Below are 26063 nucleotides of genomic sequence, written 5' to 3'. Positions count from 1 at the left end.
TTGGGCTTAAACTTCGGATCATGCATTCGATGAAACGGTTCCCGATTATTGCCCTCATTGGACTGGCTGGATGGATGGTATCTAGCCAGGTATTAGCACAAACTAATAATCAAGGATCGGTCACTGTCACGCCAGCAAATAATGAATTACCCAAGACCTTAAGTCCTCAAGACCTTCTAAAGCTCGAGGCGCCGCCACAAACTGCTATTCCAATTCCGCCGATTTCGTCGAATTTAACGGACCCCCAAAACCGCAAAGCACTCGAGGGTCGAACCTTAGATCTCCTTAGCCTTTATCAGGAGGCTGCATTTAATGATCCGGTCATCAACAGCGCACGCTTTAATTTAGCGGCCCGAAAAGAACTTTACTGGCAAGGCCTATCCGTATTGTTACCCCAGGTCTCGGCTAACCCAACGGCAACGCGGTTTTTCCAGCACGGTGAGGGAAGTAACCGAATTTTTGATCAACGTAGTTATACCGTGACGCTGACCCAGCCAGTCTTTAACTTAAGTGGGGTACAACTATTTAAACAAGGCGACCTCAACAGCAAAATTTCTGATCTGCAGTTCTATCAGGCTCAACAGGATTTGGTCATACGAGTATCCCAAGCCTATTTTGATGTATTGACGGCCCAAGACAATGTTGAGCTCTTCAAGAGTAAAAAGGAGTTAATTCGTCAGCAACTGCAGGCTGCAAAAGCCAAGTTTGAGATCGGCTCGGCTACGATCGTTGATGCCAATGATGCTCAGGCACGCTTTGATGTCGCTAATGCTCAAGAGATTGCTGCTCATGCAGACCTGGTCGTTAAACGTGGGGTCCTTGAACAGCTAATTGGCCATCCCGTCAAACACATTAAACCAATGGCAAAAGACGTTTCGATTGCTGGAGTGGTGGCCGATCCAAGAGCGCGGAATAAAGATATCAAGGGAGTTCCGATTGCGGAAAGTGTCAGCCCCAAACTCCCCCCGGGCCAAGCATTGGAGGATTGGATTACGCAATCCGAAAATGCCAACTATGGAGTATTAGCGGGTCAACTCAGTGTGCAATTAGCCGAGAGTGTATATAAGGCCTCCCTCGCCGCAAACTATCCAAGCGTTAACTTTGTGGGGACTGCGGGTTTTAACCAATCGAATGGTTCTGCTCTGAACTTTAACCCCCTACCAACCCAAAATATTTATAACAATACCCTGGCATTACAAATGACACTGCCTATCGTGTCGGGTGGTTTCAATATGTCCGTCATTCGACAAAATGCAGCACTTTTTGATAAGTCAAAGGCAGATTATGACAATTTACGTCGTACCGCTGCCCAGGCAACTCGCCAAGCCTTTACCGGATTCTATGGTGGTTTAGCTACTGTTAAGGCACTGGAAGCAGCTGAGAAATCCTCGGCTACCGCAGTGGAATCCAGTAAGTTAGGTTACAACGTTGGCACCCTCATTAACATCGATGTCTTAATTGCCTTAGATACACTCTTTACCACGCGTGCCTCTCTCTATAAGGCACGCTATGACACCATCATGAATGCATTGCGCCTAAAAGCCCAGGCCGCCAATCTATCCGATGAGGACTTAATTGCGATTAACGCGCTACTACGTTAATCATTTAGGATGAGATCAAACGCTCAATTCCACTGAGAACACTCTCAATGCTGGGCGGCTGACCTATGTCGCCAAGATTAATCACTTGATTTGACCAATATCCCTCTGTTTTCCAAATTGGAGAGTCGCAATAGATTTCAATCGTGGGGCGACCTAGTACTGCGGCCAAATGAGTTAAGCCCGTATCCACACCGATTGTTAATCGGGCATGACTGGTAATTTCAAAGTACTGCGTGATGGAATAAGCTGGGGGCACCATAGCGCCACAATCACCACCACCAATCCCCTCAACAATTTGCTGACTGATTTGTTTCTCATGGGGGCTCCCCCATGGAAATACTGGGTGTAAGCCCCGCTCTAATAAAAACTTCCCAACTGCAATCCAGCCTTGGATATCCCACCGCTTCGCAGCCCGGGCGCTCGCATGAAAACATAAAACATAAGGGGTTTTTAAATGCTTTGCAATTTCAGGACTCAAATCTTGATTAGTAAGGTCTTTTACAAAAGACTCTGGGTAGAACTTGGGAATAGACGAACGCGTAATTAGAGCAATATCTAAAGCAGAACTTAGAAGATAACGTGAGCGATCAACTGCATGGCACTTTCTGGGTACGGTAACCGAGTCGGAGTAAAACATTCTAGCTAAAGGCTCATATCCTGAAAATTCGGTCGCATTCGCAAGCCCAGTAATTTTCCCCGCTTGCGTACGATGAGTTAACTTAGCTACTACTGCCGACTTCATTAATCCTTGCGAATCAATAATGACGTCGTATTGATCTTGCTGTAAAACATGAATAAATTGCCTCAATTCTTGCCAATGTCTCACGCTCAGAATATTTCTTTTCCAGCGCCGCAAACCAATTGGAATAATCCGGTCAATCCCTTTAAAACTATTGCTTGATTGAAGGGGCTTTAAAAGATCGACATACGCCTCCTCGACCACCCAATCGACTGTGGCATTTGGATAATGCTGCCGAATATCCCAAACAATCGGAAGGTTATGGAGCACATCCCCTAATGAAGATAGCTTGACCAATAAAAAATGGGGGGATTGCGCTTGCTGCATTTAAAACTTGGGCGCCTCATCCCAAAAAAGGCCCGCTGAGTCTTTTGCATTGAGTTGCGGTGCACCGCCAATTTGATCAATTGGCCACTCAATCGCAAGGGTCGAATCATTCCAAATCAAGCACCGCTCACTACTTGGATCGTAATAGTCGGTTGTTTTGTACAAAAACTCAGCATATTCAGATAAAACCAGAAAGCCATGAGCAAAGCCAGGTGGAATCCAAAGCTGCAGATGATTATCGGCGCTAAGCTCAAGACCAAACCATTGACCAAAAGTGGGAGATGATTGTCGTAAATCGACTGCGACATCAAAAACAGCACCGCGGGTTACCCGCACTAATTTGCCTTGGACATGCTGGGTTTGATAGTGAAGGCCTCGCAAAATGCCTTGCTTTGAAAGCGAATGGTTATCTTGCACGAAAGGAGTAGCAATACCTGTTGCGGTTAAGAACTCCTGCTGATTAAAGGACTCATAAAACCACCCTCGCTCATCACCAAAGACCTTTGGCTTAATCACCAATACATCTTGTAGCGACGTTTTTTTAGCTGTTAGCTTAAGTGGTGAGGTCATTGCTCTTAATGAGACTCGGCGAGTATTTTTCGGAGGTACTGACCATAGCTATTTTTACTCAGTTGTGCGGCAATTCGTTCTACGTCTGCTGCGCTAATCCAATCATTACGATAGGCAATTTCTTCGGGACAAGCCACCATTAAACCTTGACGCTTTTGCAGCGTCGCAATAAAACCGGCAGCATCGAGTAGAGAGTCATGAGTGCCGGTATCTAGCCAGGCATAGCCACGGCCCATGATTTCAACTTCAAGTTGATTTTGGTTTAAATAGACCCGGTTCACATCCGTGATCTCAAGCTCCCCTCGGGCGCTTGGTTTAATGGAAGCAGCAATCTCACACACTTGTTCATCATAGAAGTAAAGTCCCGTCACCGCATAATTACTTTTAGCTTGCTTGGGCTTTTCTTCAATCGACAGTGCTCTGCGTTGATCATTGAATTCCACTACACCATAACGCTCGGGATCATGTACGTGGTAGGCAAAAACCGTTGCACCATGATCCTGTTCAGATGCTCGATGGAGCTGGTTAACCAGTTCATGACCATAAAAAATATTATCGCCAAGCACCAGGGTACTAGGCTGATGATTAATAAATGATTTTCCCAAGATGAATGCTTGCGCCAATCCATCCGGTGATGGTTGAACCACGTATTGAAATTGCACACCCCACTGACTTCCATCACCCAAAAGCTCCTGAAAACGGGGGGTATCGTGCGGGGTAGAAATAATCAAAATCTCCCGAATCCCCGAGAGCATCAAGGTCGTTAAGGGGTAGTAAATCATGGGTTTGTCGTAAACCGGCATCAGCTGCTTTGAAACAGCTTGGGTCACTGGGTACAGGCGGGTACCTGAGCCCCCAGCAAGAATAATGCCCTTTCGTTGAATACTCATCAATCAGCCTTTTGCATCGAATATGTGCATCTTAAACTATGCACCGGCTCACTTATGGTTAAAGCAGGCCCTGCGACTTTAAATTTAAAAGGTATGACTCCACGCTTATTTTCCAATCTTGGGCGAGTAGATTTTGGTAACTTGGTAAGGCATCTGCCAGCTTACGCGTAGACAACTGAGAGTTCATCGGTCGTTTTGCGGGTAGTGGGTAATCACTAGCCGGAATTGGAAGAATCTGGCCAACATCGAGCGCAAACTGTACACCCAGGGATTGAGCATACTCTACGACAAACCGCGCAAGCTCATACCAACTGGTGCGACCTGCTGGAACAGCATGATAAACACCTGATACCCATTGAGACTCTTGAAGGACGTCGATAGTAAGCTTTGCCAGCCAATCGGTTGAGGTTGGCACACCAAACTGATCGGCAACGATATTGAGCGAGCTTCTCTCCTTAGCCAATCGCAAGACCGTACGTATAAAGTTTGCCCCATCACCATATACCCAACTCGTTCTGAGAATCGAATAGTAACTACTTGCTTTGCCTAATGGCATCGGCTGGGAAGCAAATGCTTCAATAATGGCCAACTCACCAGCATATTTACTCTTGCCATATACGCTTAGAGGCATGCAAAGATCGCTCTCGACGTAAGGTGATGATTTCATCCCATCAAATACATAATCCGATGAAAAATGGATCAGCTTTTTTTGATGAGCAGCGCAATACTCAGCTATTGCCTTCAGGGCTAATGCATTTACTGCAAATGCGACTTCCTTTTCCTCCTCTGCCTTATCAACCGCCGTGTAGGCAGCGGCATTGATAATGCAATCAGGGTTTATCTCGCGAAGGCATTCAAGGATTGCGCGACTATTCGATAAATCACATTCTTGCCGACCGATAAAAATAGAGTCGCTATCGCCCAATGCCAACTGAAATGCCCGGCCTAGCTGACCATCTTTACCAAATACAAGATTTTTCATGAGCAATTTAATTGTATTGCTTTGCAACCCAGTCGCGATAAGAGCCAGAAACAACACCCTCGACCCAATCTTGGTGGTCCAAATACCACTGCACCGTTTTTTGAATACCGGATTCAAAGGTCTCTTTTGGCTTCCAACCCAATTCGTTTGCGATCTTCGAGGCATTAATCGCGTAGCGTCGATCATGGCCAGGGCGGTCCTTAACAAAGGTGATCTGCTCTAAATAGCTCTTCTGATCTGCCCGGGGTCGCAATTGATCCAAAATACGACAAATGGTCTCCACCACCGAAACATTCGTTTTTTCGTTATTGCCCCCAATGTTGTAGGTCTCGCCAAGACGTCCTCGCTCCAACACCGCCTGAATTGCATCGCAATGATCTTCCACATACAACCAGTCGCGAATTTGCTTTCCATCGCCATACACTGGCAATGGCTTACCCTTAAGCGCGTTATGGATCACTAATGGGATCAACTTTTCTGGGAACTGATATGGTCCATAATTATTTGAGCAATTGGTTGTCAAAACAGGTAGGCCATAGGTATGAAACCAGGCGCGCACCAAATGATCAGATGCTGCCTTGGATGCTGCATATGGGCTATTGGGCTCATAGGGATTCGTTTCGGCAAATGGTGGATCTGTTTGATCTAGGGTACCGTAAACCTCATCGGTTGAGACATGCAAGAACCGAAACTTATTCTTTTGATCATCACCTAATTTTTCATAATAGGCTCGAACTGATTCGAGTAAATTAAAGGTCCCCACAATATTGGTTTGAATAAAGTCTCCAGGCCCATGAATTGAACGATCTACATGGCTCTCTGCTGCAAAATTAATCACCGCTTCAGGCTGGTACCGTTCTAGTATTTGAGCCACCAATGCTCGATCACTAATATCGCCTTGATAAAAGTGATAATTTGGCATACCAGAAATCGATTGGAGGGTTTGCAAATTCCCAGCATAAGTTAACTTATCAAGATTAACTAAACCGCTATTTTGCACGGTCGTGGAGCGAAGCACAAAGTTGCCCCCAATAAATCCTGCGCCACCGGTTAGTAAGATCACAATATGCCTTATTAAAAAGAATGATTTTAATCAAGAAAAGAGGTATCGAAACTTAAGACTTAAATATCGATAACGCATTTTTTTGGAAAACTTAATTTTCTTTGCAAGTAAATGAAAAAGGTGGATCTGCCCTTTGTCATATAAATAATTGGCTAAATCATAGGCATCTAATCCCTTAAGAAATGAGGTTGGTATCATTCTCAAAACTACTTCCATATCCTGTGGTGATAAAACTCGCCCGAAATTGAATAGCCCATGAAATCCAAACGCTGGGTGCCATGCTGTGCGCTCAACCGCAAATTGTTCCGCAATCGCAACTGGGGCAAATTGAATGCCATATTTTTCTTCGAGTAATTTCTTATTCTCAGCGCAGATGTAGTAATCCTCAGGATGACCAATTCTCATTTCTGGATCCGATAAAGCGCTCAGAAGTCGAGCCGACCTTAATGAAAATCCTCCATTGCCGACTGGAGTTTCAGGGTGATGAGGCCAGACAGGGCCAATATAGTCATAGTTTAGAAAATCATTACTCCATAGATTGGGATTAGTAACAAATGAATCCCACTGAATCACTAAAACATGAGAGCCTGATACATAATTCCTCAACCCAGTCATCATCCATTTTGAATAATCCTTTACCGATCGAATTTTGGGCGCCTGAACATACTCAATCTCTGGCAAAGGATTTTTTACCAAAGATACATTAGTAACTAGCACCACATTCTTAAAATCAACCCGGGATAGACATTGTTTGATAGCCCACTCTGCAAGCAATGGCTCTCTGGTCTCAAAACAAAACAGAGTAATTTGGCTCAAATCCAGTCGACTCATAATTCATTCGCAACATTCACTCTAATGAAATAGAAGATTGATAATAATTTTGATTTTGAATATCAAAATTTGTAGCCCCCTACGAATAAATCGCCATGCCAAAGAAATTGCTGACTTTTTCTTACCGCCATAATGCTTCCAAATTTGCCAGTTCGATTGGTAAACAGCGCCCATGTAGTCCTTGGCTAATTTCGCTTCGGTATACCCAAGGGTGCGATCAATCCATAGCTGATTTTCGTAGTGATAATGGCGAAAGAGTTGCTCTCTGGGATAAATGGGTATCGCCTGATAATTAACCAGTGACTCTCCATACCAGGTAAATTCAGACCCACAATATAAAATTGCATCTAGGAAATTCAGATTTTTGGGTGTTAGGTAGTTCTCATCAAATGATTTCCAGACTTTCGCACTCCATAAAAAGGGGGCGTAACCATAATCATAGGTAATTCCACGTCGACCTATCGCAGCCTTGATGGGCTCGCGATCGGCTAAGAAATGCTCACGGGTTCTCTCTGGCCCAAATTGATTGGTTGCCTGCAATAAATCACGTCCCTCGTGAATCACTGAATATGGAATATTGTCCTTGGCTATGAAATCTGACTCATCAAAGTCTCGGATAAAGACACAGTCAGCATCTAATACTAAATAATTCTCTGATTTTCCCAAACGCCAGAACTCTGACTTAATTACCTGCTGTCGAATACCCCCAGGAACCTCATAAAGCTTTTTGATATCCAATTTCGGATTTGCTCGAAAAATTTCCTGTTCACCAAAAATGGTGACTGGGATATCCTTTAATTTCCCCCTAAATAGATCGACCTCATCATCGGGCACTGAAATATAAAAGGGTATTTTTGACTTATTGTGCTTAGTCACACTCTCGGCCATACGAACGGTTCGCAATAGATCCCGTGAAAACGTACAGCAATAAAGAACAATGTTCGGTAAATTATTAGTCATCACTATTTATGTTACTTTGAATTCCTAACTTCACTCAAAATTTTCTCAACCGCTTCTTCAACTGAGATGGCTGGAATAGAAGGCTCAGGTAAGGTTTTTGCGATCCAATCGGAGTATATTTTCTTCAACGAATTGAGAATTGCCTCAGGATTCTTTGCATCAGAAACATATGACTCTCGCCTACTGAGTAAGGTATCAAGCTGTAGATTTTCATAAACCAAGCCCCAAATTGGCCTGCTTGTCCAAAAATAATCATATAACTTGGATGGAATGTATTCGCGGCACCACTCGGTACTACCATGCAGTAAGAGCAAGATATCCGATTGCTGCATCTGGATTGCAATCCGCTGTCTTCCTGTGAGGCCTGTGCTCGGATCAAACTCAAGGCGTCCGTGCTCAATCACATTATCTTGATAGGGGGATTGATTTAACCACTCCTTACTCTTTCTATCTAATTGCGCACCATAAATATGTAATCGAATCTGATCTCTTGCCTGAGGATATTCGGTAAAAAACTGGGGGAGCACCGCTAATACTTGTGTGAGAGACCGATCATCTGCCAAGGACCCAAAGTGCGCAATGTTTAAATGAGAACCGTAGTGATGCATTGTTTGAGCAATCACAGTATCCACATCTGGGGGGTTGGCGCCGGGAATAATCATGACGCCCTTGGCATAGCTCTGATTGCCTAAATTGGGATTACGCTTTTTGGCATAGTGCAAAGCGCCCTCCGTAAACCACCATACCAAGTCTGCGTGTTGGCAAATTTGCTGTTCAAGCCAATACCTCTTTTTCGCATCCGGCTCTTTGGGAATCTCCATTCCTTGGTCAGTTTCATCCAGACGAATCACCAAAGGATCATGAACCTCAACAATCCATGGAAGATTCGTTTTCTTTTTTAACCATAGTCCTGCTAAATGGGCAGACCAAGCGCCACCCGTTGAATAAATCAGGTTAACCTTACCCTGCCGTATTAACCGCAGTCCAGCAAGGTAGGCTGGAAACGCCCATGACCACTGACTTGAATATCCCCACACAAGTTTCTCTAGCAAAATGAGTGGTGATAAAACAATCGATATTAGCGGTGTAATGATTTTGTAGAGCACTCCTCGGCCAAAGCGATTAGCAAACCAATGGCGAAAGTCAAAACGAAATGCGGCAGGTCCCCAGGCAATCAACTGCTGATGAAAAAATCGGCGGTCTTTGCTTCCTGTAATAGCGCTTAGTACGGATAACTGAATACCGGCATCCATCAAATACGGAATCTTATCGGTGATCGTTTGACTTGCAGCACGCCCATCCATATTAAAACCATGGGATAGGATGAGCCAATTTTGATACCCAGAAGAGCTAGGGTTTTTGCTCAATGCCAAATTGTTGGTCAACGCCAAATCCTAATTACCAGCAACAATCGACATTACTGCCATGCGAATGGCAATCCCAAAAGTAACTTGGTTCAATATCACCGATTGCTTACCATCGGCAATGGCGGAGTCAATTTCAACTCCACGGTTCATGGGGCCTGGATGCATCACGATCGCATCAGGCTTAGCTAATGCCAAACGTTCGGCATTGAGGCCAAATTGAGAGAAGAACGCTGCACCCTCTGGTACCTGACCTTGATCCATGCGCTCCTTTTGGATTCTCAGGGTCATCACAACATCTGCATCTTTAATGCCGTCTTCCACTTTATGGAAGATCTTCACACCCAGCGCGCTTAAGTCTTTAGCTAAATCACTTGGTAATAAACTCTCAGGTCCAATCGCACGAATGTCATGACAACCTAAGGTCGTTAGAGCATGAATATTCGACTTGGCTACACGGCTATGCAAAATATCCCCAATGATGGCCACCTTCAGTTTTGAGAAATCTTGCTTAAAGTGTCGCATCGTGTAGGCGTCAAGCAGGCCCTGCGTGGGATGCTGATGGCTACCATCCCCAGCATTAATCACATGCACATGCTCTGGAACATGATTGGCGATTTCAATTGGAGCTTTTGAGATGTTATGGCGCACCACAAAAATGTCAGCCTGCATCGCAATTAGGTTATCGATTGTATCCATCAGGCTTTCGCCTTTGGAAGTCGATGAGGTTGGAATATCTAAATTAATAATATCGGCCGAGAGGCGATTGGCTGCAATCTCAAAAGTAGTTCGCGTTCGAGTGGAGTTCTCAAAGAACAAATTAAAGACGCTCTTGCCACGAAGTAAAGGCACTTTTTTTACTTCTCGATTGGGCGATGTAACGCTGACAAACTGCTTTGCGGTATCAAGGATGTACAGAATTTGCTCTTTTGGCATCCCCTCCAAAGTAAGCAGATGGGTCAGCTTGCCATCTCGGTTCAATTGATTGGTCATCGGATTCGGTTGAGACTGCAGCGTCAATTGAGTCGCTCCTCAATCTGAAAATGAAAGTGCGCATTCGCATCTTGTTCTAAAACCAAGATTTGTGAACGTGGGAGTGATATTGACTGCGCAGCAAAATCGGCTGAAATTGGTAATTCACGTTCCCCACGGTCAGCCAAGACCATCAAAGATACCTGAGCAGGCCGGCCAAAATCAAACAACTCATTCAGTGCGGCGCGTACCGTTCGTCCTGTAAACAGCACATCATCAATCAAGACGATGTGGGCATTATTTACATCAAATGCTAGCTCGGTTGGCATAGTATTGGCACTCTCAAGCGCTCGAACACCCTTCTCGGCGTAATCATCGCGATGAAAGGAGACATTAATCACCCCATGCTGAGGAAGATTAAGATCTTTTGCCAAGCGCTTTGCAATCCAGGCCCCGCCAATCGCCAAGCCAGCTAAGTAAACAGGAGGATTCGAGGCTTTCGAAAACAAACCCACTTTCAGGTGCCGGAGTAGGTCTTGATAGAGGGCTTCAGCGTTCATGAGAGCTATTTTCGCTTAAATTAGTGAGCACCCTAATTTTAACTGCGCTCACGAAAGAACTGCTCTAAAAGTAATCCGGCTGCATGCGAATCTAAAGCCCCTTGATACTGGGAGTCTTGTTCTAGTAACACTGAGGAATAGCGCTCATCGATAAAGTGAATCGGCTTACCAAATTGCTTACCAAGCTGTTGGCCAAACGATCGTGAGCGTTTGGTCATCGCATGTTCTGCCCCGTCTGGATGCAATGGTAAACCCACCACTAGACAACTTGGTTGCCACTCATGAATTAACTCTTTAATTTTTTGATGGGTTTGATCAGGGTTGATATTTTGGATTACATCTAAAGCTTGAGCGCTTCCTGTCAACGAATTACCAACTGCTATCCCAATCCGCTTAGTGCCGTAATCAAATCCTAGAACAATCGTTACTGGATTTGAAGCATCATTAGGCATGCCCCGCTTCTCCAGAGAGGCTTGCCAGATCAAAGCCTAGAACCTGCATTGCCTTTTGATAACGATCGATATATGGCGTATCAAAAATAATCGTTTGCATTTGATCATTTGGGATGGCGATATTGATCCACCCATTCAAAGAAATCTCCTCTTCGAGTTGTCCTGCACCCCAACCGGCATAGCCTAGGGTCATCAGAAACTTCTCGGGTCCAGAGCCATTTGCTACTGCCTCAAGGACATCCTTAGATGTGGTCATGGTGAGACCATCTGCAATGATTAATGAAGATGAGTACTTCTCAGCAAGATCAGTCGGATGCAGAACAAATCCTCGCTCAACCTGAACGGGGCCACCAAAATAAACCGGCTGATCAAGGAGTGGTGCGATTTCGAGCTTTAGCTCAATTTTCTCAAACAGGGTTGAAAGTACTATATCGGTCGGGCGATTCACCACCAATCCCATAGCACCCTTATCACTATGTTCCAAAAGATAAACCAAGGAACCTGAAAAATTTTCGTCCAGCATTCCCGGCATGGCTAACAAGAACTGATTAGCAAAGGAACTAGATGAGGAGAAGGCATTAGCTTGGCTCACAACTCATTCTAGCAAGCCTCAGGAATTCAGAAAAGTGATATTTTTCTAGTCAATTGATAGGCTGCAATCCCAATATATTCGTGCAATAGCTTATTCCACAGAAATGCACCTTCCGTTAAATCAAATTCGCGCCATTGCAAGGTATTGGCTGTTTGGTAATCGACAGGGACAGCAATCACTGGAATACCTTGCTTTTCAAAGATCTTCACAGAGCGATACATATGACTCGCGGAGGTGACTAATAGCCACGGTTTTAACTGTGGGTTTGGGGATAGTAGATAAATGGCATCGATAATCTTTTTTGAATAAATGGCATTTTCATAAGTATTGCGTGATTGATTCTCATAAAAGGCGGTAGCATTTGTACTATCCGCAAGCCCTTGCTCTTGAATCAATCGCTTAAAGGCATCGGCCTCTGACATCCCTCTTGGATTTACCCTTCCCGAAAAACCGCTAAAGATAAATGGCTTATCAGGATATTTACGAATGAGCTCTAGTCCCTTCGTCACTCGCTCAGCCGATGATTTAAGAGATATCTCACCACGATCAACAGCAACATCTTCACCCTCGATAGCCCCACCCAAAATAATGATTCCAGCAAATTGGTCGGGGTTGAGATTCTGGATCGATGGTTTAGGAACGGCATCTTCCAGAATGCGGATCAAAGACTCAGGAATGGGCATGTAACCCACGCCAAAGAATCCAATGACTGCAAGTACTAAAAGGCGATTGGTGAAGACGGGCTTGCGAATGGCAAGAAAGAACCATGCTAGAAGGGTAACCAAGAAAATCAGGTTTAAAGGCTCAATTGCGAATTGAACAATCTTCGAGATAATAAAAAATAGGCTATCCATGGGGGCATCATAATCAAAATCGCATTCCCGAATAAGATAGAGCCTATGACTAGTGCATTAGTTTGGCTTCGACGTGATTTACGCCTATATGATCAGGCGGCTCTTCATTACGCCCTAAAAAAGCATCAACAGGTCTGGGTCTGTTTTATCTTTGACACCACGATTCTGAACCCCCTACTCTCTAAAGGCCGGGGCTTTGATCGCAGGGTGGATTTCATTTGGCAAACGATTGAAGATCTAGATAAAACGCTAAGAGCCCAAGGAGGTGGAATTATTGCTCGTCATGGCAATCCAACCGAACTGATCCCCACCTTAGCTAAACAACTTGGTGTGCAAGCAGTCTTTACGAATCATGACTATGAACCCTCGGCAATTTTGCGTGATGAGACCATTGCGAAAACGCTCGCAACAGATGGAGTGAAGTTCCAGCATTTTAAGGATCAGGTTATTTTTGAGAAGTCCGAAGTGTTAACCAACTCTGAAACAGTATTCTCGGTCTTCACTCCATACAAGAATGCGTGGCTTAAGAAACTCAATCCATCGGATCTTGAGCCCTTCGTCTGTGATCTACCTAATGCTGGCTTACAGGGTCGATATGCTCCCATTCCCAAGAGCATCGATACCGGCATCCCTTCGCTGGAATCGATGGGATTTAGACCGACTGGTATAGAAAAATATCTGCCCCCAAGTCAGAGAGGTGCCGAGCTCTTTTTGAGTGACTTTCTAAAACGAATTGATCAATACAACATTGGCCGAGACTTCCCAGCAACCAAAGGGGTCAGCTACCTCTCGACTTACTTGCGCTTTGGTCTCCTATCGATCCGGGGTTTGGTGCGCGAGGCTCATCGTCGAATGCTGGCAGGCAGCCTTGGTGCAAGCACTTGGCTGAGCGAACTCATCTGGAGAGACTTCTATTTCATGATTTTGGCCAATCACCCTCGCCTTGCCAGCGGCCAATCCTTTAAGCCCGACTATGACAAGATTGTTTGGGAACAAGGTGCTAAAGCACAAAAACTCTTTAAAGCCTGGTGCGATGGCCAAACTGGCTATCCATTAGTTGATGCGGCCATGCACCAACTCAATCAATCGGGCTATATGCACAATCGCTTAAGGATGGTCGTGGCCAGTTTCTTATGTAAAGACCTGGGTATTGATTGGCGCTGGGGTGAGCAGTATTTTGCAGAGCATCTGAACGATTTTGAGTTTTCCTCTAACAATGGTGGTTGGCAATGGGCATCCTCTTCTGGATGCGATGCTCAGCCCTACTTCCGTATCTTTAACCCCATCACCCAGTCTGAGCGCTTTGATAGCGATGGTAAGTTTATCCGCCGCTACATTCCCGCCCTTGAAAAGCTATCCAATAAATCAATTCATGCGCCCTGGCTAGCAGGTCAGCTTGAACTCGAGGCAGCGGGTATTGTTTTGGGCAAAGACTACCCCCGACCCATTATCGATCATGATGAAGCCCGTAAGGCGACCTTGATTCGCTACAACGTTGTGAAAAAAGTGGCTTGAGTAATGACGCGCATCTTTGCGATTGGTGATGTACAGGGTTGCTTAAACCCCCTCAATCAACTCATCAAGAAACTCCCTCGTGGTTCTAAATTCATTTTTCTGGGAGATCTCGTTAATCGTGGTCCAGACTCGTTAGGGACTCTGCGACGCCTGAAGCAACTTCAAGAGGATGGGATAGCGGAGTGCATTTTAGGAAACCATGATCTCAATTTATTGGCATGCGATGCAGGGCTTCGTGACACCAAACCACTCGATACGATTGATGATATTTTGGCAGCGCCCGACCGGCGAGCGCTCATTGATTGGCTAAGGCACCGACCCATGGCGCTGAGCAATGGGAAAGTCTTGCTGGTACACGCAGGGGTGCTACCCCAATGGAGTCTTAAGAAAACCTTATCTTTATCCCATGAGGTGGAGATTGCACTACGCCATAAAAACTATCGTGATTTCTTGGCCCAAATGTATGGCAATACACCGAATCGCTGGGATCAAAAATTGACTGGCTTTGATCGTTTACGTTTAATCACGAATACCCTAACCCGGATTCGGTTTTGCACTCCTCAAGGCGAAATGGAATTCAAGAGTAAAGAGGGATTAGAAAGCGGCCCGGCTGGCTATCTCCCATGGTTTGAGGCTCCAGAGCGTAAAACAAAATCGATACCGATTGTCTTTGGTCACTGGTCAACACTTGGCTTACTCAATCGCCAAGGCGTCATTGGAATTGATACTGGCTGCGTATGGGGTGGCACCCTAACTGCAATCGATCTTAACCACTTGGAAACTATGAGCCTCAAGGGTTTGGTTGGGGATTCCAAATCGCTTACGATTAAGACAGTCAGTGTGGCGGGCTATGATCACCCGCTACGGATGTGAGCGTATTAAATCTTCTGAAACGATTGCTGAGCTGCTCGAATAATCTCATCGACCACTGCGTTGTCGTGTGCAATCGATGTAAATCCAGCCTCATAGGCAGAGGGAGCAAGGTAAACACCTTCGTCCAACATCGCATGAAAGAAACGTTTGAAGGCTTCAATATCGGTTTTGGTCACTGCTTCGTATGAAGTTGGTACCGTCTGCGAAAAATAAAACCCAAACATACCCCCAACACTATCAACCGAGAATGGGATCTTGGCTCGATTGGCCTCTTGCTGTAATCCTGCCATCAATTTTTTGGTTTGCTCGGTCAGGCATTCAAAGAACCCGGGTCGCGAGATAATCTCCAGGGTCTTCGCTCCCGCAGCCACTGCAACGGGGTTACCAGATAAGGTGCCCGCTTGATAGACATTGCCCAAGGGAGCAAGTTTTGTCATGATCTCTCGCTTGCCGCCAAAAGCTGCCATGGGCATACCGCCACCCATGACCTTCCCAAGGCAGGTTAAATCAGGCTTAATGCCATGCAAAGATTGGGTACCGCCCAAGGCCACCCGAAATCCCGTCATTACCTCGTCATAAATTAATACGGCGCCATATTGCTGGGTGAGCGAACGAACCGCCTTGACAAACTCGGGGGTCGCACGAATCAAGTTCATATTGCCAGCAATGGGCTCCAAAATTAATGCAGCGACCTGATCACCATGGCGCTTGAAGGCCTCTTCTAAAGCGCCAACGTCGTTATAGGGGAGCACTAAAGTATGTTTCACCAAATCCTGAGGCACCCCACCCGATGAAGGTGCATTCTTAGTGGAATCGGCAAAGGTGAGCAAACCAGAACCGGCTTTGACCAACAAGCTATCCGCATGGCCGTGGTAACAGCCCTCAAACTTGATAATTAAATCGCGATTGGTATAACCGCGGGCTAAACGCAGAGCACTCATGGTCGCTTCGGTACCACTTGAAACCAAGCGAATTTGCTCGATTGCTGGCATTAGCTCACAAATGCGCTCAGCAAGATCAATCTCCCCTGCGGTCGGGGCACCATAACTAAAACTCTGAGTCGCTGCGCGCTGCACTGCTTCCACCACCTCGGGGTTTGCATGCCCAACAATCATAGGGCCCCAAGACATGATGAGATCAACATAGCGCTTATCGTCGGCATCCCAAAAATAAGGGCCCTGTGCACGCTTGATGAATCGGGGGGTGCCTCCCACTTGCCGAAATGCCCTCACTGGAGAGTTCACGCCACCCGGAATCGTTTTCTGGGCGCGTGTGAAGAGTTGATCGTTTTGGCTCATAGTATTAATCAAGAAGATCTAGATGATTAGATCACGCACATCTCAAAATCATCTTTGCGCGCACCACACTCGGGGCACGACCAGTTCATGGGAACATCTTTCCACAAAGTTCCAGGCGCAATGCCATCATCCGGACAACCTTTGGCTTCATCGTAGATCCAGCCGCAGATCAGGCACATATAGGTTTTATATTCCATTTGTTATTTCTTTCAGATTGAAACTTCATTTTACGATTTCTGAGGATCGCTTCGCCCCCGAATCTCAAACTTGAAAAGCCTGCATTCCAAGGGGCCATTAAATAATGGGGTGCGCTTAGACTCTTTCATGCGTAAATGGCCCGGTAAGCCCATGTCTGCAGTAAGAACAAAGATCTCCCAACCCGCAAAATGGTCTTTCAGCTGCTTACCAAACTGATCGAGTAGCGTTGCAAACTTCGGATCAATCGGCTCTTTTATTAAAGGCTCTCGGCTCGTACGTCGTTTTTGCATGTATGCAGCCTTGCTATCACCAAAGCTATGGGGTCGATCGGAGTCGCCACCTTTCATGGCTAGGCGCTCTCCATAAGGTGGATTAAATACCATCACCCCCTTTTGCCCTTCGCTTAAATCAACGGTGGTCCTAATCGCAATAGCATCTAATTGTCGAACCACAGGCAATCCAGGTAACTGCGCGCGTTGCCAATTTGCCTTACACATCGCAATCATTCTCTCGTTGATATCGCTGCCACTGATAGCAATGGCATCATTTTGATGCTGATGTATTTTCGTCTTCGCAACATCGCAAAGTGTCTGCCAGTTCTTTTTCTCCAAAGAACTCAAAAAGGGTTTGAGTCGTAAAAAGCCAAAGCCAGTTTGCACAACCGATTGCTTCCACGATACGGTCGCATTTTGATTTGATGAGCCAAATATACGCGCTCGTAGCGCCCCCGCTGGAATATGCAAGGCTATTTGGGCAGCCTCAATCAAAAAAGTACCACTGCCGCACATCGGGTCATAAAGCGGCATTGAGGCTTGCCAGTTGGTTAATCGCAAAATCCCAGCAGCTAAGTTCTCTTTTAAGGGCGCCTCACCCTTTTCCTCCCGCCAGCCGCGTTTGAACAAAGGTTCACCCGAGGTATCCAAATAGATCGTGGCGTGTTGTTGCGTCAGATGAACCTGAATTCGAACATCGGGATTGACCGTATCAATATTTGGGCGCCCACCCGTTTGCTCACGTAAACGATCAACAATCGCATCTTTGATCCGCAAAGTAGCAAAGTTCAGACTCTTCAATGGCGATCGTTGCGCTGTAATATCGACCCGAAGTGTTTGATTCGAGGAAAACCAATCTTCCCAACCAATCGCTTTTGCTTGGCGATAAAGGTCATCCTCGGATTGATAGGGTCCGTCGGCCATCTTCAGTAAAACACGACTAGCAATCCGTGAATGCAGATTTACTGCCATTGCTATGGCAAGCGGTCCCTCAACCCCCATTCCGCCAGTTAGGCTTGAGGGGGCTGGATCAACCGATGATCGCCCCAATGCTTTTATCTCAGGTCGAGCAACAATCTCCTGAAGCTCCTGAGCTAAAACTGTTTCAAGCCCGCCCGGACAAACAATGAAAAATTTCACAATGGGGATTAGTTGGGCTTAATCACTACGAGAGCAGTAACCACCAACATCAGCAACACTGGGGCCTCATTAAACCATCGGAACCACACATGGCTTTTGGTATTTTGTTTTTGAACAAATTGCTTAAGGAGACGTTTACATTGCAAATGGTAAGCAATCACAATCAGCACCAATAGCACCTTCACATGCATCCAGATCGAGCCGCGGCCAACTCCGTAATACAGCCACAAAATGAGTCCCAAAGCGACCGCTGGCATCATCAGGATGGTCATAAAACGGTAGAGTCGTTTTGCCATCCCGATTAAACGCTCATAGGCGACCTCATTCGTTTCTTGTGCCAGATTCACAAAAATACGGGGTAAATAAAAAAGGCCTGCAAACCAAGATGCGATTAGAACAATATGAAGGGTTTTTGCCCAAAGATAACCATCAAACATAGACTCTCTTTATTAAAATTACTGACGAACTTCACCGTGACCCATGACCACGTATTTCAAGGAGGTCAGCCCCTCAAGACCAACCGGGCCACGCGCATGCAACTTGTCATTGGAAATCCCAATCTCGGCACCCAAACCATACTCAAAACCATCTGCAAACCGAGTACTGGTATTGACCATCACACTCGCACTATCGACTTCTCGTAAGAAACGATTAGCATGCTCTTGATTTTGGGTAATGATCGCATCGGTATGCTTACTGCCATAGTGCTCAATGTGATCCATCGCTTCATCAAGACTCTCAACAATCTTGATCGACAAAATCGGAGCTAGATACTCGGTGCGCCAATCCTCATCAGTAGCATCGACCAAGTTAGTCAATTGATTCGATTCAAGCAATGAACGTGTTTTTACATCTACCCGCAACTCCACGCCCTTGTCTTGATAAATTCGGCAAAGCTTAGGTAAAACCTGAGGCGCGATCTTGCCATGAACAAGTAGCGTCTCCATCGCATTGCAGGGAGCGTAGCGCTGGGTCTTCGCGTTATCGCAGACCTTAATCGCTAAATCGACATCCGCAGCCTCATCTACAAAGGTATGGCAAATACCATCGAGGTGTTTGATCATGGGCACTCGGCCATCTTGCATCAGGCGCGCAATTAAACTCTTGCCACCCCGCGGCACAATTACATCAATGTACTCGGTCATGGTGATCATTTTTCCAACCGCAGCCCGATCAGTCGTTTGTACAACCTGCACGGCATTGGCTGGCAATTGAGCGGCAGCCAGCCCCTCCTGAATTAATCCAGCTAAGAATGTATTCGAATCTATCGCCTCCGATCCACCTCGTAAAATGACAGCATTTCCTGACTTTAAGCATAGCGCTGCGGCATCAATCGTTACGTTGGGACGTGATTCGTAAATAATGCCAATCACACCGAGTGGCACGCGCATTTGCCCAATCAAAATACCAGAGGGCTGCTGTTTAAATGGAGTGATCTGACCAATCGGATCACCCAGAGTCACGATTTGCTCAAGGCCCAAGGCCATGGTCTCAATCGACTTCTCGGTCATGGTTAAGCGATCCACAAAGGCGGCATCATGACCACTGGCCTTGGCTCGCTCCACATCACGCGCATTGGCCGCCAAAATCTTTGCGACATCCCGTCGAACCGCCTTTGCAATATTACTTAATGCCTGATTCTTTTGTTGCGAACTGGCCCTGGCCATCGCCCTTGAAGCGAGGCGCGCTTGCTGACCAATAGTCAGCATCATTTGCTCAATCGTTTGGTTTATCTCATTTGCCATAGTTGATACTCTAACGCAATAAACTCCCAACGAGTCGCAATCCATCCCAAGGATTGGCTGGAAGATCCCGAACCCATAGACCCTTTGCCTGCTTATCTAAATTGGCCGCAAGTACTAGCGCTTGTTTGAGTTTCTTGGGTTGAATGCGCTTGAGAGCCATCGGGTAAAGCTTCTCACGTTTTCCCCAAATTCGATAGTTGCGAAAGATGGTTGGCAAACTCTCTCCGGCTACAAGCGCAGCTTGAGCCCGATTAAGCGTTCTTAACTCATCGCTAATCCCCCACAGAATCAGAGGCAAGGGCTCACCCTCACCTTGCAGGCCATCCACCATTCGATTCAGACGTGCCGCATCACCAGAAAGTAGTGCTTCTGTTAGTTCAAATAGGTCATAGCGAGCAACCTTCAGAACTGCAGCACGAATTTGCTCATCGGAAATCACTCCGCTGGGATATAAAAGCCCCAGCTTCTGAATCTCCTGATGAGTGGCGATTAAATTACCCTCCACTTGATCGGCCATCCATTGCAAACTGCGCTGCCCCACTTCCCCAGGTTCAACCGATTGCGACTGCAGTGACATTCGCTTAGCAATCCATTGGGGCAATTGACTACGCTCAATCGAATCAATTTGTACTGCCATTCCGGCCTCATCAAGGGCCATAAACCAAGCTGAGCTCTTGGTTTTCATATCCAAGCGCGGAAGCTGCATGCATACAATCACATCAATCTCTGAACCGGGTGATCCCAATCCATTTGCAAATTGTTTTAATACATCCGCCCCTTCACGACCAGGTTTGCCAGTGGGCATGCGTAGTTCCACAAAGCGCTTATCGCCAAATAGAGACATGGATTGCCCAACACTTAACAACAAGGGCCAATCAAAGTAGCGATCCTGCACCATCACATCGCGTTCAGTAAATCCTTGGGTTTTGGCAAATACGCGAAGGCTATCCACAGCCTCCATCATGAGTAGTGGCTCATCCCCCGAAAAAACATATAAGGGATTGAGGCTCTGCGAACCCTTCGCCAGGCCAGCTAAGTGAATTTGAAAGGCATCACTTTTGATCATTGAAATCGATCAAATAGGAAATTTATTGACTCACCCGACCTAGGGTGGCAATACGACGCAAAATCTGCAGCGCCAAATCAGAACGCATGCTTTCCAAAAATTGTTGTTGCTGAATATCAGAAGCCAATACTGTAGCTGTGGTGAAATCCAGGTCCCGAATCACATAAATGTCAGACTCTGGAATGACTTCGGCGCCCGTATTATCAAAGGCGCGGAATACGACCCGATTATTGAGTCGATAGGCTGAAATCTGACCCGTCGAGGTGTAAGTCAAAATTTGCCGGGTACTATCCTCGCTCACAATATCCAGAATCAAATCGGCATCCTTGCCCGAAGTAACTACCTTAGAGCTCGTGCCTGTCGCAATCACCCGCTCGAGGTCATAACGCAATTGGGGTGATGGTCGTCCTGAAATCAAAATCGATTTATATGGCACAGACACCGATCCCCGCAATTTAAAGCCACAGGCAGAAAGTCCTGAACCTGAAATCAAGCCAAAAAGAGCGCCTTGCAGCAGTAAGCGGCGATTAAGGTTATTGGGTGCGCTCATTTACTTACGCAACCACATTCACTAAGCGGCCCGGAACCACAATGATCTTCTTGGGCACCGCACCGTTTAAGAGTCGCAAAACTGGCTCTGACTGCAAGCTAATAGCCTCAATCGCATCCTTTGAGGCATCCGCTGGTACCTTGATTTGGCCACGATGTTTACCATTAATTTGAAGCACTAGCTCGATCTCTGACTGAATCAAAGCGGACTCATCCACTTGCGGCCAAGGGGCATCCAATAAGGAGCCAAAGTGTTTTGTAAATCCAAGATCATTCCACAGCGCATAGGTGCAGTGTGGAACAACGGGATACAAAATCCGTAACAAAATACCAAGGGACTCAAAAAGTACTTCGGGACGAATCAAGTTGCCATCCCGATCTAATTTAATCGGCTCCAAGACATTGAGCATCTTCATTGCTGCCGAGACCACGGTGTTGTACTGACGGCGCTGATAATCAAAGTTTGCCTGCTTCAAAATCGTATGGACTTCAAAGCGTAGTTCTTTTTCAGTAGCATTGAGATCGCTTGGAAGGGATGAGTGCGCTACTTGCAAAGATTCCGCTTGTGAACTTGCATAACTCCATAAACGACGTAAGAATCGAGAAGCGCCTTCTACACCAGCGCCCGACCACTCGAGTTGCTGCTCAGGTGGAGCGGCAAACATCGTAAATAGCCGTGCCGTATCAGCGCCATACTGATCAATCAGGGCTTGTGGATCAACACCATTATTTTTACTCTTGGCCATCTTCTCGACGCCGCCGATATGGACTGGCGAGCCATCCTTAACGAGCTTAGCTGCAATGGGTCGCCCCTTCTCATCAAGATCGAGCTCCACATCGGCAGGATTGATCCATTGCTTTTTCCCACTGGGATCTTCCTTATAGAAGGTTTCGTTGAGAACCATACCCTGCGTGAGCAGATTTAGGAATGGCTCATCAAAACGGACCAAACCTAAATCTCGCATCACCTTGGTCCAAAACCGGGCGTACAGAAGATGCAAGATCGCATGCTCAATACCGCCAATGTATTGATCCATTGGCATCCAATAGTCATTGCGAGAGTCCACCATGCTTTTTGCATCGGGACCGGTATAGCGCATGAAATACCATGAGGAATCCACAAAGGTGTCCATCGTGTCGGTCTCACGCCGTGCAGGCTTTCCGCACTTAGGGCAATCGACCTTCAAAAAATCTTCGCGTTTATTAAGGGGATTACCAGAGCCATCTGGCACGCAGTCTTCGGGCAAGACCACTGGTAAATCCGATTCTGGCACTGGCACTTCACCACAATCAGCGCAGTGGATCATGGGGATTGGAGTTCCCCAATAGCGCTGCCGAGAAATACCCCAATCGCGCAAGCGATAGGTCGTTTTTAGCTCACCAAGACCCCGTTCTTTCAGATCCTTGGCAACGGCCTGGACTGCGTCTGGGTGCGATAAGCCGTCATAGGGCCCGCTGTAAATGCACTCGGTGTTCTCTTTTTGTGCATACCACCCTTGCCAGTGCGAGGTATTAAAAAGATCCGTTACCCCTTTAACGGCAATCACCTGCTTAATGGGCAAATGGTATTTATTAGCAAACGCAAAATCACGCTCATCATGAGCAGGAACCCCCATCACCGCACCATCGCCATACGACATCAGCACGTAATTACCAACCCATAATGGAATGGGCTCATTGGTTAAAGGGTGGTTCACATATAAACCGGTTGGCATACCCTCTTTTTCTTGGGTCGCCAAATCGGCTTCAATCACACTGCCAGTTTTGCAGCGCTCAATGAATTGCGCCAATGCTGGATTGGTTTGTGCCGCCTTGGCCGCCAAAGGATGTTCGGCTGCAACCGCACAAAATGTAACGCCCATGATGGTATCAGCGCGTGTCGTGAACACATACATCTTGCCGTCATTAATTAAACGACCCGCATCATCCTGAATTTGATGAGTAAATGCGAAGCGTACTCCATGACTCTTACCAATCCAGTTTTGCTGCATGATCTTCACGCGCTCAGGCCACGCTAGATCATCAAGTCCAGTTAATAACTCTTCAGCATACGCTGTGATGTTGAGGTAATACCCAGGAATCTCACGCTTTTCAACTAAGGCACCCGAGCGCCAACCACGGCCGTCGATCACCTGTTCATTCGCTAAAACGGTTTGATCCACCGGATCCCAGTTGACCGTTTGAGTTTTGCGATAGGCAATGCCCTTCTCGAGCATCTTCAAAAATAACCACTGGTTCCAACGGTAGTAATCGGGCTTGCAGGTTGCAATTTCCCGCGACCAATCAATTGCCAGCCCCATCGCTGCCATCTGGCCGCGCATGTAATCAATATTTTGATAGGTCCATTGTGCGGGCGGCACATTATTCTGAAGTGCAGCGTTCTCAGCTGGCATCCCAAATGCATCCCAACCCATAGGCATTAAAACGTTGTAGCCTTGCATGCGCAGTTGGCGCGCCATCACATCATTAATGGTGTAGTTGCGCACATGACCCATGTGTAACTTACCGGAGGGATAAGGTAGCATGGAGCAAGCATAGAACTTGGGCTTTAATTGACCAGTGGATGTCTTCGCATCCTCACTGACACGATAGACGTCCTGAGCTTGCCACTCCTTGTGTGCACGCGCCTCAATACTCCGAAAATCGTAATCCTTAGCCTGATGTTTATCCATTAATTATTCTTGTTGTTAGGGATTAAATTATTTGAGGCCCAAGACGTCTTGCATATCAAACCAGCCTTTGGGCTGGTTTTGTAAAAAGGCAGCGGCTCGTAAGGCTCCCTCAGCATAGGATTGACGGCTTGTGGAGCGATGACTGATTTCGATCCGCTCGCCCTCGCCGGCAAAGATCACGGTGTGATCACCCACAATATCCCCACCCCGTATGGTTGCAAAACCAATGGTGCCTGGCTTTCGCTCACCAGTGTGACCCTCACGGGCATACACCGCCAGATCAGCGAGGGAATGGCCTTGAGCCTTAGCAATCACCTCACCCATTTTGATGGCCGTTCCTGAAGGTGCATCCACTTTATGCCGATGATGCGCCTCCACAATCTCGATGTCATACCCCTGCTTAAGTAATTGCGCGGCGACTTGCAAAATTTTGAGGGTCGCATTCACACCAACACTCATATTGGGTGCAAACACGATGGCAATGGTATCGGCAGCACTGCGAAGCTGTTGCAATTGCTCAGCAGCAAAACCGGTCGTGCCAATAATCATTTTGACGCCTACCTGCTTCGCAGCCTCAACATGCAACAGAGTTCCCTCGGGCCTTGTGAAATCAATTAAATACTCGGCACCCGCCAAACCCTTTGCCAAGTCATCCGTAATCAGGACATTGGTTTGTTGACCCAAAAATGCACCGGCATCCGTTCCAAGCAAAGCGCAGGATGGATGCTCAAGGGCACCGGTTAATTGCGCATTGGGCGATCTCAAAATCGTATCGATGAGCATCTTGCCCATTTTTCCGGTCGCTCCCGCAACTGCAAATTTCATTGGCATTACTGGCTCTCTAATTAATTTTTAACAGGGGTAATCACCACATCAGGCTGCGGTGTTGGGGCCGGTAAATTATTGGGCTGACTAATTACCATCACCTCAGGGGGCGGTCTCTTGACTGGCTTGGGTGGCTTATTTTTACCCGTTAGCACATCCCAAAAACTACGCTTCTCACGCGCATAGTTGTCAATCTCAGCCACAAGCTCTACTTCAGTGGGCAAGGCATCGCCATCAAATTTCACGAGTTTGTCACCTTCAAAAAATAAGGTAACGCGTCTCTCCTTACCAATCGTCTGACCCTCGCGCTTAAACTCAAACACGTAATCCCAACGGTTTGCATGAAAATAGCTGGCTAGTAATGGTGTGCCCATAATTTGGCGCACCTGTTCGCGACTCATGCCTACTTTTAGTTGAGCGTATTGCTCACTGGAAATAAAGTTACCTTGAACCACATCAGGGACATATGGCTGAAAGAGGCTATTCATCCAAGCCCGCTGAGTATTGTCAACCGCCGAAGTGCACGCACCCAAACCAAGGCAAGCGCATAGCACGATCAACATCCGTGATGCAAAAGCTCGATATGGCTTGCGGCAAGTAAAAATGCTAATCTGCATGGGTCAACAGTTCAACGTATCATTAAGTATCTGATTTTAGCGCCCAAACCTGCCGATCGAGCCAAACCGTATGAGCCAAAACGCTTTCCCCACCGACCTCCGTGAAATCGGCCTAAAAGTCACGGCACCGCGCATGAAAGTCCTTGAGTTTTTTCAGGAAAACGCGGATTCGCACTTTAGTGCTGAGGAGGTCTATATGGCTTTGGCCAAGGACAACTCCGATATCGGTTTGGCAACGGTTTATCGTGTTTTAACCCAGTTCGAGCAGGCCGGGATCTTACTTCGCAGCCATTTTGAGTCGAGCAAAGGGGATAGCCGAGCCATTTATGAGCTCAATGAAGGCAACCATCACGATCATCTGGTATGCCTAGACTGTGGTCATGTGGAGGAGTTTGTGGATTCGGCGATTGAAAAACGCCAAAACGAAATTGCCAAATCCCTTGGGTTTAAGCTGCAAGAGCATTCTCTGGCAATGTACGGTCATTGCCAGAAAAAGAACTGCCGTAATAAGAAAAAGTAATTGATCCAATTACTCA

The 26063-nt window shown here is 46.6% G+C and carries 27 protein-coding genes; 4 read left to right on the top strand and 23 right to left on the bottom strand.

All coding sequences use genetic code 11. From position 1 onward, the window contains the following. The first annotated feature begins 20 nt into the window (after nt 1-20). Nucleotides 21-1601, top strand: coding sequence for a TolC family protein (locus tag AOC32_RS01345; RefSeq protein WP_108509285.1), 1581 nt, complete (start codon nt 21-23; stop codon nt 1599-1601). 4 nt (nt 1602-1605) lie between these two features. Here the strand turns inward: AOC32_RS01345 and waaC are convergent, their stop codons facing one another. From waaC to AOC32_RS01280, 13 genes are all read right to left on the bottom strand, one after another. After that, a complete protein-coding gene (gene waaC / locus AOC32_RS01340; protein WP_108507775.1) occupies nt 1606-2667 on the bottom strand; it encodes a lipopolysaccharide heptosyltransferase I in 1062 nt (353 codons plus the stop codon). Next, nucleotides 2668-3237 (bottom strand): dTDP-4-dehydrorhamnose 3,5-epimerase, encoded by a 570-nt coding sequence (gene rfbC, locus AOC32_RS01335; RefSeq protein WP_108507774.1) that lies wholly within the window; start codon nt 3235-3237, stop codon nt 2668-2670. Between the two features lie 5 nt (nt 3238-3242). Next, nucleotides 3243-4127 carry a glucose-1-phosphate thymidylyltransferase RfbA gene (rfbA, locus tag AOC32_RS01330; protein WP_108507773.1) on the bottom strand — a complete coding sequence of 295 codons (885 nt, stop codon included), beginning with the start codon at nt 4125-4127 and terminating at the stop codon, nt 3243-3245. 58 nt (nt 4128-4185) lie between these two features. Next, nucleotides 4186-5109, bottom strand: a complete 924-nt coding sequence (gene rfbD / locus AOC32_RS01325; RefSeq protein WP_108507772.1) for a dTDP-4-dehydrorhamnose reductase — start codon at nt 5107-5109, stop codon at nt 4186-4188. Between the two features lie 7 nt (nt 5110-5116). Further along, nucleotides 5117-6172 (bottom strand): dTDP-glucose 4,6-dehydratase, encoded by a 1056-nt coding sequence (rfbB, locus tag AOC32_RS01320; RefSeq protein WP_108507771.1) that lies wholly within the window; start codon nt 6170-6172, stop codon nt 5117-5119. 30 nt (nt 6173-6202) lie between these two features. Continuing rightward, on the bottom strand, nt 6203-6946 hold the full coding sequence (locus AOC32_RS01315) for a DUF5672 family protein (RefSeq protein WP_159074874.1): 744 nt from the start codon (nt 6944-6946) through the stop codon (nt 6203-6205). A 78-nt stretch (nt 6947-7024) separates the two neighbouring features. After that, entirely contained in the window at nt 7025-7963 is a 939-nt protein-coding gene (locus AOC32_RS01310; RefSeq protein WP_159074873.1) for a DUF6492 family protein, read from the bottom strand. An 11-nt stretch (nt 7964-7974) separates the two neighbouring features. Next, complete coding sequence (locus tag AOC32_RS01305) at nt 7975-9330, bottom strand: glycosyltransferase (protein WP_234409767.1); 1356 nt, start codon at nt 9328-9330, stop codon at nt 7975-7977. A gap of 27 nt (nt 9331-9357) precedes the next feature. Further along, nucleotides 9358-10320 carry an aspartate carbamoyltransferase catalytic subunit gene (locus AOC32_RS01300; protein WP_108509283.1) on the bottom strand — a complete coding sequence of 321 codons (963 nt, stop codon included), beginning with the start codon at nt 10318-10320 and terminating at the stop codon, nt 9358-9360. A 23-nt stretch (nt 10321-10343) separates the two neighbouring features. After that, on the bottom strand, nt 10344-10859 hold the full coding sequence (pyrR, locus tag AOC32_RS01295; protein WP_108507768.1) for a bifunctional pyr operon transcriptional regulator/uracil phosphoribosyltransferase PyrR: 516 nt from the start codon (nt 10857-10859) through the stop codon (nt 10344-10346). Between the two features lie 38 nt (nt 10860-10897). Beyond that, the gene (ruvX, locus tag AOC32_RS01290) at nt 10898-11311 is read right to left on the bottom strand and encodes a Holliday junction resolvase RuvX (protein ID WP_108507767.1); all 414 of its coding nucleotides are present in this window, start codon (nt 11309-11311) and stop codon (nt 10898-10900) included. Continuing rightward, entirely contained in the window at nt 11304-11843 is a 540-nt protein-coding gene (locus tag AOC32_RS01285) for a YqgE/AlgH family protein (RefSeq protein WP_108509282.1), read from the bottom strand. The genes ruvX and AOC32_RS01285 overlap by 8 nt, the downstream gene beginning before the upstream one ends. 86 nt (nt 11844-11929) lie before the next feature. After that, nucleotides 11930-12757 carry a YdcF family protein gene (locus tag AOC32_RS01280; RefSeq protein ID WP_108507766.1) on the bottom strand — a complete coding sequence of 276 codons (828 nt, stop codon included), beginning with the start codon at nt 12755-12757 and terminating at the stop codon, nt 11930-11932. Between the two features lie 45 nt (nt 12758-12802). On the opposite strand from AOC32_RS01280, the gene AOC32_RS01275 reads away from it, so the two are divergent. Together AOC32_RS01275 and AOC32_RS01270 are read left to right on the top strand one after the other, a co-directional pair. Continuing rightward, nucleotides 12803-14272, top strand: a complete 1470-nt coding sequence (locus AOC32_RS01275; protein WP_108507765.1) for a cryptochrome/photolyase family protein — start codon at nt 12803-12805, stop codon at nt 14270-14272. A gap of 3 nt (nt 14273-14275) precedes the next feature. Next, nucleotides 14276-15145, top strand: coding sequence for a symmetrical bis(5'-nucleosyl)-tetraphosphatase (locus tag AOC32_RS01270; protein WP_108507764.1), 870 nt, complete (start codon nt 14276-14278; stop codon nt 15143-15145). Between the two features lie 5 nt (nt 15146-15150). Here AOC32_RS01270 and hemL read toward each other — a convergent pair whose 3' ends face one another. Genes hemL through AOC32_RS01220 form a run of 10 tightly spaced genes read right to left on the bottom strand, consistent with a single transcriptional unit; the run spans nt 15151 to nt 25527 of the window. Then, entirely contained in the window at nt 15151-16443 is a 1293-nt protein-coding gene (gene hemL / locus AOC32_RS01265) for a glutamate-1-semialdehyde 2,1-aminomutase (RefSeq protein ID WP_108507763.1), read from the bottom strand. Nucleotides 16444-16469: 26 nt separating this feature from the next. After that, complete coding sequence (locus AOC32_RS01260) at nt 16470-16640, bottom strand: rubredoxin (RefSeq protein ID WP_108507762.1); 171 nt, start codon at nt 16638-16640, stop codon at nt 16470-16472. Between the two features lie 30 nt (nt 16641-16670). Next, nucleotides 16671-18053, bottom strand: coding sequence for a THUMP domain-containing class I SAM-dependent RNA methyltransferase (locus tag AOC32_RS01255; RefSeq protein ID WP_108507761.1), 1383 nt, complete (start codon nt 18051-18053; stop codon nt 16671-16673). Nucleotides 18054-18061: 8 nt separating this feature from the next. Continuing rightward, nucleotides 18062-18490 (bottom strand): CopD family protein, encoded by a 429-nt coding sequence (locus tag AOC32_RS01250; protein WP_108507760.1) that lies wholly within the window; start codon nt 18488-18490, stop codon nt 18062-18064. 18 nt (nt 18491-18508) lie between these two features. Continuing rightward, nucleotides 18509-19798, bottom strand: coding sequence for a glutamate-5-semialdehyde dehydrogenase (locus tag AOC32_RS01245; RefSeq protein ID WP_108507759.1), 1290 nt, complete (start codon nt 19796-19798; stop codon nt 18509-18511). 10 nt (nt 19799-19808) lie between these two features. Next, nucleotides 19809-20864 carry a DNA polymerase III subunit delta gene (holA, locus tag AOC32_RS01240; RefSeq protein ID WP_108507758.1) on the bottom strand — a complete coding sequence of 352 codons (1056 nt, stop codon included), beginning with the start codon at nt 20862-20864 and terminating at the stop codon, nt 19809-19811. A 22-nt stretch (nt 20865-20886) separates the two neighbouring features. After that, on the bottom strand, nt 20887-21414 hold the full coding sequence (locus AOC32_RS01235; RefSeq protein WP_108507757.1) for an LPS-assembly lipoprotein LptE: 528 nt from the start codon (nt 21412-21414) through the stop codon (nt 20887-20889). Nucleotides 21415-21418: 4 nt separating this feature from the next. Further along, on the bottom strand, nt 21419-24085 hold the full coding sequence (leuS, locus tag AOC32_RS01230) for a leucine--tRNA ligase (RefSeq protein WP_108507756.1): 2667 nt from the start codon (nt 24083-24085) through the stop codon (nt 21419-21421). 27 nt (nt 24086-24112) lie between these two features. Then, nucleotides 24113-24910, bottom strand: coding sequence for a 4-hydroxy-tetrahydrodipicolinate reductase (dapB, locus tag AOC32_RS01225; RefSeq protein ID WP_108509281.1), 798 nt, complete (start codon nt 24908-24910; stop codon nt 24113-24115). Between the two features lie 20 nt (nt 24911-24930). Beyond that, nucleotides 24931-25527, bottom strand: a complete 597-nt coding sequence (locus tag AOC32_RS01220; protein ID WP_108507755.1) for an outer membrane protein assembly factor BamE — start codon at nt 25525-25527, stop codon at nt 24931-24933. Nucleotides 25528-25597: 70 nt separating this feature from the next. Between AOC32_RS01220 and fur the strand changes: the two genes are divergently transcribed. Beyond that, the gene (gene fur, locus AOC32_RS01215) at nt 25598-26047 is read left to right on the top strand and encodes a ferric iron uptake transcriptional regulator (RefSeq protein ID WP_108507754.1); all 450 of its coding nucleotides are present in this window, start codon (nt 25598-25600) and stop codon (nt 26045-26047) included. Nucleotides 26048-26063 lie beyond the last annotated feature (16 nt).

The sequence above is a fragment of the Polynucleobacter acidiphobus genome (genome assembly GCF_003065385.1).
Classification (GTDB): Bacteria; Pseudomonadota; Gammaproteobacteria; order Burkholderiales; family Burkholderiaceae; genus Polynucleobacter; species Polynucleobacter acidiphobus.
Note: the sequence above shows the minus strand (reverse complement) of the source record. Positions and strands in the feature narration are given on the sequence as shown.